Below are 8,430 nucleotides of genomic sequence, written 5' to 3'. Positions count from 1 at the left end.
CCTTCTGTTGTCGTTATTGTGGTCCGACCAGTTTTGGTTGGATGACATGCTGGCAGAAGCCGGAGCCGCCGCGCTGGCGGGGAGGGCACTGACGCCCAAACCCAAGGCAGCTGTCACAGCGGCTGTTCCGATCACGCGGGTAATCGTATGCATGGGAATGTTTCCTTTACTGAGGGTTTACGGCCTCACTCGATCCGCACCAAGATAACCTGYCGGCCTGGTGGGTCCACGGGAAATCCGGGCGTGTCTCAGGGGAAGGTGCGTAGAGGGGATGCGATGTGGAGATGTTCCGCCGGGATCTGTCGCCGGCGGTCGGAAGGGCCTCGGTCTACGAGGCCATTGTGCTTAGGCCTTCAAGGGCCGTGTTGTCCTGCCGTGGGTGTCGTCCGAAAACAGGGCCACTTCCATTAAACGTCCGCGCCGGGCACGCGTGTCAATGCCCAATAGCGTGTCAATGGCCAATAGTTTGTTGGTGCCAACGGGTGCTTAGCGTGTGGTTGCGCCATAAACAGATTTGTTCCGTCAGAATGATGACGGCACATGGATTCTTGGGGGAGCCGTCGTTGACGGTGCTGCCGCCCGGCGTCGTGGGCTGCATCATCACCTCACCGAAAGGCACCACCGTGACCCAGCCCCATCCTGACCCCAAGGCCGTTCCTCCGGAAGGCTTCCAGCCGCCGGCGGCTCCTTCGTTCCCAGGCCAGCAGTACCCGGCCGGACCCCAGGGGCAACAGCCCTACCAGGCTCAGCCGCAGGGCTACGCGGGCCCCGCGCAGCCGTACGCCGGGCAGTCCCAGTACCAGGGCTACTCGGCGGCGCCGCAGCAGCCGGGCTACTCGGCCGCACCGCAGCAACACGGCTACTCGGCGGCGCCGCAGCAGCCTTACGCAGGGCAGCCCCAGTCCCAGGGATACCCGCAGGCGCCCCAGCAGCACGTCCAGTACCCGGCCCAGCCGCCGATGCCGAACCCGGCCTACGGCTACCCGCAGCCGAAGTCCAAGCTCGTCGCCGGGCTCCTTGGCATCTTCCTGGGCGGCCTGGGCATCCACCGCTTCTACCTGGGCTTCACTAAGATCGCGGTTATCCAGCTCGTCCTGACCATCGTGCTGGGCGCCTTTACCTTCGGCCTCGTTGCCCTGTGGGGTGTCGTGGAGGGCATCATGATCATCGCCGGCGCTGCGCACTTCCGCGTCGACGCCCAAGGTGTGCCGCTCCGCGACTGAGCACCGCCGTATCGATAACAAACCCGTGGGACATGCTGACTGAAATCATCCATGGCAGGGCACCAAGGGAGCCGACATCCGCGGCGACCACGAAGCCTGCCACGGGCACGACCTGATCTTCTGGAACGTGCCGGACACCAAGTAGTGCCACCTAGGGGCGGTCGGACCAGCCGGCCGCCCCTAGCCCATCCGCCGTTGTGCCATGCACCCTGTGTATGGGCCACCGAGGGGAAGACCCCAGCCGGTTTCGTCCGCCATGCGGAGGGGGCGAAGACGGCCGACGTCCGCTATAGGATTCGGCCCTCGCCGGAGGCCGCTGCCGGGTTCCCCCAGCACCATCGAGTAGGCTCTGCTGGATATGTTCAGGTTCACGGTTACGTTGAAAGTTCCTCTCGGCAAAGTCTGCGCCGCGCTGACGACGGTCGCGCTGCTGGCCGTAACTGCTGTGCCGACGGCGAGTGCGGATGACACTCCACCGTCCGGCTACCCGTCGTGGGCCGACGTCCAGGCCGCCAAAGACAATGCCGACGCAAAGACCGCCGAGATCCAGAAGATAAACGGCCTTCTCGACGGACTGGAGCAGCAGGCCTCCTCACTCGGCGCCGCCGCGGTCACAGCGGGCCTGGCCTACGCCCTGGCCCACAACAACCTTGATGCCTCAACAGCGAAACTGGCCGCGCTGAAAGAAAAGACCGACACGGCCCATGCCACGGTGGTGAAACTCAGGCGGCAAACAGGGAACCTCGCAGCCCAGGACTACATGACCGGGGGTGCCAACCTGGGACCCTTCGCAGTGATGGACACGCTGCAGAGCAGGGACGGGCTGCAGAAGCTGGACGTGATGCAGATCGTCGCCCAGCGGACCACCGACATCTACAACAGTTCGCGTGCCGCGGAGGCAGTCGCCTCGTCCCTGGATGAGCAGCAGGCGGTGGAGCAGGCCGAAAACCAGCGGCTTACCGGCGAAGCGCAGACGAAACTAGGCGCCGCACAGGACGCCCAACGAGCGACCCAGCAGAAGGTGGAGGAGGAAAAGAAATACAGCGGCACCCTCACCGCACAGCTGGCGGCCCTGAAGGACACCAGCGCAACCGTCGAACAGAATTACCGCGCCGGCGTAGAAGCGCAGGCAGCCTACGAGGCGCAACAGGAGGCCCGCCAGCGCGCAGCGGCTGCTGCCGCGGCGGCCTCTGCAGCGGCCGCGGCGGCTGCGGCAGCTTCTTCGCCTGTGTCCCCGCGTCCCCCGGCCGACGTGGTGATGCCCGACGTCCCCGGCGGCGCCGCCAACGATCCGGGCGGCGCGCAGGCGTACGCCTCCGGCCGCCTAAGTTCACACGGCTGGGGCGGCGACCAGATGGCCTGTCTGCTCAAGCTGTGGAACCAGGAGTCGAGCTGGATGACCAACGCCACGAACCCCTCCAGCGGCGCTTACGGTGTTGCGCAAGCGCTCCCGCCGGAGAAGTATTCGTCCACCGGATCCGACTGGCTGACCAACTACCGCACCCAGATTGACTGGGGGCTCGGCTATATCGCGGGCCGATACGGCTCACCCTGCGGTGCCTGGGACCACGAGACATCCAACAACTGGTACTGACCTTGCCCTGGCCGCTCTAACCGCAGTGGCGGCCTGAGCTATGCCTGACCGGCCGCGGCGGAGTTGACTCCGGTCCGGCGCTCTGCGGCGTGCGTCGCCGGTGTGTCAGTCATCTCGACGGCGTTCCAGACTCCGGAGAGCTGCGCCAGACGCACCTAGGTCAGGGCCTCGAAGGTCGCGGAGTCGGAAAGTGTGCCCCGGCCTCATGCGGCGATCTCAGCCGAGCCAGCAAAAAACCCCGTATCGTCGCTGAAGCAACGGAAATACGGGGTTCTTCCCGAGCTTCCTGCCAGAATCGAACTGGCGACCTTCTCATTACGAGTGAGACGCTCTACCAACTGAGCTAAGGAAGCAACCGCCTGAAACTCCGGCGAACCGGGCGGATCATGCAAGAGATAACTGTAATGGAGTCCCCGCACCCGGGTCAAAATGAGCCGCGCGGGACCCTGCAGGGCTCAGCAGACGGTGTTGTCAGCCGGCGTCTTGCCGTCCACGAGGTACCCGTCCACAGCATTCCCAATACAGCTGTTGGAGCGTCCGTAGGCGGTGTGGCCCTCGCCCTTCCAGGTCAGCAGCGACGCCGTGCCCAGCTGCTTGCGCAGGGCGCTGGCCCACTCAACCGGCGTGGCGGGGTCCCCGGTGGTGCCCACCACCACGATGTCCGCCGAGCCCTTGTATTCCGCCGGCGCCGGGGTGCGGACGTTCTTGTAGGGCCAGTCCCGGCAGCTCGTGCCGCCGTAGGCGAAGTAATAGCCCAGGGTGGGGGAGTCCTGCCGGAGCTGCTTCTCCTCGGCGCGCATCGCGGCCGGGTCGGCAGACATCGGGTAGTCGAGGCAGTTGATGGCGTTGAAGGCGAACGTGGAGTTCGCCGAGTAGGTCCCGTTCGGTTCCCGGTCCGCGCCGAAGTCGGACAGCCGCAGCATCGGCGACACATCGCCCTTCATCGCACTGGCCAGGGCCTGGGTGAGTACGGGCCAGTTGGTGTCGTTGTAGAACGGCAGGATGAAGCCGCTGACGAACATGGACGCGTTGACCACCCGGCCGTCCTTGGCGGTCTCCGGTGCTGCTTCCACCGCAGCGATGATCGCCTGGATCTGTTTGATGGCGTCGTCCGGGGTGCCGCTGAACGGACAGCCGCTGCCTTGGAGGCATTTGGTCACGTAGGACCGGATCGCCTTCTCGAAGGCCTTCGCCTGGCCGCTGGTCAACTCCTCGTAGCTGAGCGAGGGGTCCAGGGCGCCGTCCAGGACCATCCGTCCCACGTTGTCCGGGAACAGGGAGGCGTAGGTGGAACCAAGGAACGTGCCGTAGGAGTAGCCGAGGTAGTTGAGTTTCGTGTCGTTCAGGACACCGCGGAGGATGTCCAGGTCCTTCGCGGCGCTGACGGTGTCCACGTGGGCCAGTACCGGCCCGGTCTTCTCGGCGCACTTGGCGGCAATCGCCTTGTTGTCCGCGAACGCTTCGGCCAGGCCGGCGTCGGTGTCCAGGTTGTAGATCTTGGCGCGGGACGCGTCGCGTTCCTGGTCGGTCAGACAGGTTACCGGCGCGGAGCGCTTCACCCCGCGCGGGTCGAAGCCGACGACGTCGAAATTCGCGCGCACCTTTTCCGAAATGTTCGTGGAGCCTGCGTCCCTGACAAAGTCGTAGCCGGAGCCGCCGGGTCCGCCCGGGTTTACCAGCAGGCTGCCCTTCTTGTTGCCGCCCTTCGCGGCCAGTTTGAGGGCCGCGAGTTCGATCGTGCCGCCGTCGGGCTTGCTGTAGTCCACCGGGACCTTGACCTTGGCACACTGAAAGTCCCCCTCGCAGCGCGACCAGCTGAGCTGCTGGGAGTAGAAGCTCCGCAACTCGGCGGGCGCCGCGGCGGCGATCGACGGATCGGGCTGGGCGGCAGCGCTTTTCGAGCCGCCGTCGCTGGGGCCGAACATTGTGCAGGAAGACAGCACCAGGGCCAGCACCAGGCCTAGCGCCAAGGCGGCGGCCGACCGCACCTTGCACCCCACGGATCGGCGGCCTGCGGGCCGTGGTGGTGCTGGCGTCATGCGGTTCTCCTTGGGGCGTGAAACTCTGCGAGTCGAGGCGGGTCGAGCGCTTGCTGTCGGGTCAGACCAGGCTGGTAGCCATGGACTCTATCGCCAGCAGCGGGGCGACGTTGGTGGTGGTAATCCGGGTGCGGGCCTTGTTGATGGCGTCCATGCGGGCCAGCGTCACCTCGGCCGTGGATCGTCCGGCAAATTCCTGGAGTTCGCTCCTGAGCTCGATGTTGACCAGTTCAACGGCGTTCCCCATCTGAATGATCAGCACATCCCGGTAAAAGGACAACAGGTCGGTCAGCGTGCGGTCAAGCGAGTCGGTCACGGAGCGYTTGGCGCGCCGCTTCTGGTCRTCCTCRAGCTGTTTKACCTGGCYGCGCATGGCGGCAGGGAGCGGGCCGCTTTCGGGCGCGCCAAGCGTGGCGAGCAGTGCGGCCTTCTCGGCTGCATCCCGCTCGTCATTGGAACTGTTGGCTTCCTCGGTGGCTATCTTGACCAGCTTGTCCGCCATCATCACGGCCGCGGTGACGCCGCGCAGCTGCAGCGGGAACCGCACGGTCTCCAGCCGGCGCTCCCGTGCCTCGGGATCCCGGGCCAGCCGCCGGGCGATCCCCACGTGGCTTTGCGCGGCCCGGGCCGCGCGTTCGGCGACGTCCGGGTCGACGCCGTCGCGCTTGACCAGCAGCGCCGCGACGTCGGCGGCCGGCGGCAGCCGCAGCGCCACCGGACGGCAGCGGGAGCGGATGGTGACCAGCACGTCCGCGGGGGACGGGGCGCACAGCATCCAGATGGTGCGCGGGGTGGGTTCCTCGATGGCTTTGAGCAGCACGTTGGTGGTGCGTTCCGCCATGCGGTCCGCGTCCTCGACCACGATGATCCGCCACCGGGCGGAGGACGGCCGGTTGCCCGCGCTCGAGACCAGCTCCCGCGCCTCGTCAATGGTGATGGTGACCTTTTCGGTCCGCACGAAGGTGACGTCGGAATGCGTCTCGCCCACGATGGTCTGGCAGGCCGCGCAGACGCCGCAGCCCCGGTTAGCCACGTCCTCCTGGTCGCAGTTCAGCGCGGCGGCGAAGGCCTTCGCGGCGTTGGACCGGCCCGACCCCGGCGGCCCGGTGAACAGCCACGCATGCGTGAGCCCGTCGCCCTCGGCCGCCTGGCGCAGTTGGGCGACGACGGCGGGCTGGCCCTGAAGATCGTCCCAGACACTCATGCCGAGCTGCCCTGGCGGAGCGCGAGCAGCGCCTCGACCCGCTCCAAAATCTGGTCGGCAAGTTCCTGTACGGGCAGGTGCGCCGCAAGGACCAGGTACTTCCCTGGCCGGGCCGCGGCCAGCGCCAGGAAAGCGGCGCGGATCGTGGCATGGAACTCGTCAGCCTCGGATTCGAGCCGGTCCTCCGCGGCGTCCCCGGCGGTCCGCCGTCGCCGGCCGTCTGCGGGGTCGACGTCGAGCAGGACCGTCAGGTCGGGCTGCAGGCCGGAGGTGGCCCAATCGTTGATCCCCGCCACGGCCTCCGTGCCGAGGTGCCGGCCGGCACCCTGGTAGGCCACCGAGGAGTCGATGTACCGGTCAGTGAGGACCACTTCGCCCCGTTCCAGCGCGGGACGGAGGACCTGGGCGGCGTGGGCGGCGCGGGAGGCCGCGAAGATCAGGGCCTCGGTATGCGCATCGATGTGACCGTGACCGTGATCCAACACCAGGGACCGCAGCTTCTCGCCGATCGGTGTGCCGCCCGGTTCCCTGGTCCGCAAGACCGTCAGCCCGCGTGACTCGAGCGCCCGCGCGAGTTCCGCCGCCTGGGTGGACTTGCCGGCGCCGTCGCCGCCCTCAAAGGCAATGAACAGTCCGGGGAACGGTCCGGGAGTTTGGGTAGTCACCGCTCTAGCCTACCGACAATCACAGACACAATGGGGCCTGCCCGTAACGCTGTACGGGGCCGGCCCGGCTGCCGAAGTACCCTGTCACCATGAGTCTCTCCGAAGAACAGGCAGCCTCGCTCTCCGCCGAAACCGTGGTGGTGGCGGCTGGCCGTCCGCCGCGGGACCGCGACGCCCCGGTCAACCCGCCGATCGTGCTGTCCTCGACCTTTTTCGGCACCGGCCCGCTGGGTCCCGGCGACCGCGGCTACGGCCGCTATTCCAACCCCACCTGGGACCCGTTCGAGCAGGCCCTGGCACAACTCGAGGGGGCCACGCTGCCGGGCCTGCTGTACGCCTCGGGGCTCGCCGCCGTCAGTTCGGCGCTGTCCCTGGTTCCGGTGCAGGGTGTGCTGGTGATGCCGTCGCACAGCTACGCCGGTTCGTTGGTGATGGCGACGGAGCTGGCGCAAAAGGGCGCGCTGGAACTGCGCACCGTGGACATCGCGGACACCGACGCCGTGCTGGCGCAACTCGCCCCCGCGGACGGAAAACCCGCCAGCATGCTGTGGCTGGAGAGCCCCACCAACCCGATGCTCGGCGTCGCGGACATCCGTGCGCTCACCGCGGCGGCACACGCGGCCGGGGCTCTGGTCGTCACCGACAACACCTTCTCCACCCCGCTCGTGCAGCAGCCGCTCAGCCTGGGTTCCGACGTCGTCCTGCACTCGGTTACCAAGTACCTCGCCGGCCACTCCGACGTCGTGCTGGGGGCTTTGGTGACGTCCGACGCCGAGCTGYACGCCAGGCTGCTGCACCACCGCACCATCCACGGGGGCATCGCCGGCCCGTTCGAGGCGTGGCTGGCGCTGCGGGGACTGCGCACCCTGGCCGTGCGGATCGAGCGCTCGCAGGCGTCCGCGGCGCTGCTCGCTGACCGGCTGAGTCGGCACCCGCGGGTCGGCAGCATCCGGTACCCCGGACTCGCCTCGGACCCGGGACATGAACGGGCCAAGGCGCAGATGAAAGGCTTCGGGTCCGTGCTGTGCATCGAGATGGCGCCGGTGGGGGACCTCAGCGGCGCGGACGCCGCCGACCGGATGATCCGGGCCCTGCAGCTTTGGCTGCCCGCTACCTCCCTGGGCGGAGTCGAATCGCTGATCGAGCGGCGCCGCCGACACACAGCGGAGCCGGCCAGCGTGCCGGAGAATCTGGTCAGGCTCAGCGTCGGCATTGAAAATGTGGAGGACCTCTGGGCCGATTTGCAGCGGGCCTTCGCAACACTGGACGGCTAGGCTGGGGGGATGGACGGAAGAATTCTGGTTGTTTATGCCGACTTCGGCGTAAGCGTGGTCATCTTGCTCATTTCCCTTGGCCTGGAGATCTGGGCGTTCTTCGACTGCGTGCGGCACCAGGCCAACGCCTTCGAGGCGGTGTCCAAGCGGACCAAGACCTTCTGGCTCGCCCTGACCGGCGTGGCCCTGGCCGTGGGGGCCATCGCCGTCCTTACCTACCGCGGCGGCAGCCCGGTCAACGCACTGGGGCTCTTTGGCCTCGCGGCCGTGGTGGCGGCATCCGTGTACCTCGCCGACGTCCGCCCCGCGGTCAAGGACGCGGGCCGCGGCGGCAGCCGCAACGCCGGTTGGTGACCTAATTACCGGGGCGCCACGGCGTCCCAGCCGACGGTGAGCTCGCCCAGGCGCCAGCGCGTCGGGCCGTCCTGCAC

Annotated in this window: 8 protein-coding genes and 1 tRNA gene; 5 read left to right on the top strand and 4 right to left on the bottom strand. The window is 67.6% G+C overall.

Annotation, left to right across the window (positions count from 1 at the left end; genetic code table 11):
• The 3 genes from AB4Y86_RS06595 to AB4Y86_RS06585 all read left to right on the top strand — a co-directional run.
• Positions 1–208, top strand: a 208-nt coding sequence (locus AB4Y86_RS06595) for a hypothetical protein (protein ID WP_441401192.1), incomplete at its 5' end; no start/stop codon positions are given.
• A gap of 319 nt (positions 209–527) precedes the next feature.
• Positions 528–1,223: an NINE protein gene (locus tag AB4Y86_RS06590; RefSeq protein ID WP_441401190.1), complete on the top strand. Its 696-nt coding sequence runs from the start codon at positions 528–530 to the stop codon at positions 1,221–1,223.
• Between the two features lie 358 nt (positions 1,224–1,581).
• The gene (locus tag AB4Y86_RS06585) at positions 1,582–2,817 is read left to right on the top strand and encodes a coiled-coil domain-containing protein (RefSeq protein ID WP_441401188.1); all 1,236 of its coding nucleotides are present in this window, start codon (positions 1,582–1,584) and stop codon (positions 2,815–2,817) included.
• Positions 2,818–3,097: 280 nt separating this feature from the next.
• Here AB4Y86_RS06585 and AB4Y86_RS06580 read toward each other — a convergent pair.
• The 4 genes from AB4Y86_RS06580 to tmk all read right to left on the bottom strand — a co-directional run bounded on the left by AB4Y86_RS06580 (position 3,098) and on the right by tmk (position 6,725).
• A tRNA-Thr gene (locus tag AB4Y86_RS06580) sits at positions 3,098–3,170 on the bottom strand.
• Positions 3,171–3,272: 102 nt separating this feature from the next.
• Positions 3,273–4,856 carry an alpha/beta hydrolase gene (locus AB4Y86_RS06575; RefSeq protein ID WP_441401186.1) on the bottom strand — a complete coding sequence of 528 codons (1,584 nt, stop codon included), beginning with the start codon at positions 4,854–4,856 and terminating at the stop codon, positions 3,273–3,275.
• A gap of 61 nt (positions 4,857–4,917) precedes the next feature.
• Positions 4,918–6,060: a DNA polymerase III subunit delta' gene (locus AB4Y86_RS06570; RefSeq protein ID WP_441401184.1), complete on the bottom strand. Its 1,143-nt coding sequence runs from the start codon at positions 6,058–6,060 to the stop codon at positions 4,918–4,920.
• A complete protein-coding gene (gene tmk / locus AB4Y86_RS06565; protein WP_441401183.1) occupies positions 6,057–6,725 on the bottom strand; it encodes a dTMP kinase in 669 nt (222 codons plus the stop codon). Before tmk ends, AB4Y86_RS06570 begins: the two co-directional genes overlap by 4 nt.
• 89 nt (positions 6,726–6,814) lie before the next feature.
• Between tmk and AB4Y86_RS06560 the strand changes: the two genes are divergently transcribed.
• Complete coding sequence (locus AB4Y86_RS06560; RefSeq protein WP_441401181.1) at positions 6,815–7,999, top strand: trans-sulfuration enzyme family protein; 1,185 nt, start codon at positions 6,815–6,817, stop codon at positions 7,997–7,999.
• 9 nt (positions 8,000–8,008) lie between these two features.
• Positions 8,009–8,353 carry a DUF2516 family protein gene (locus AB4Y86_RS06555; protein WP_441401179.1) on the top strand — a complete coding sequence of 115 codons (345 nt, stop codon included), beginning with the start codon at positions 8,009–8,011 and terminating at the stop codon, positions 8,351–8,353.
• Positions 8,354–8,430: the final 77 nt, after the last annotated feature.

It is taken from the genome of Arthrobacter sp. 2YAF22_2, assembly GCF_052114645.1.
Taxonomy (GTDB): Bacteria; Actinomycetota; Actinomycetes; order Actinomycetales; family Micrococcaceae; genus Arthrobacter.
Note: the sequence above shows the minus strand (reverse complement) of the source record. Positions and strands in the feature narration are given on the sequence as shown.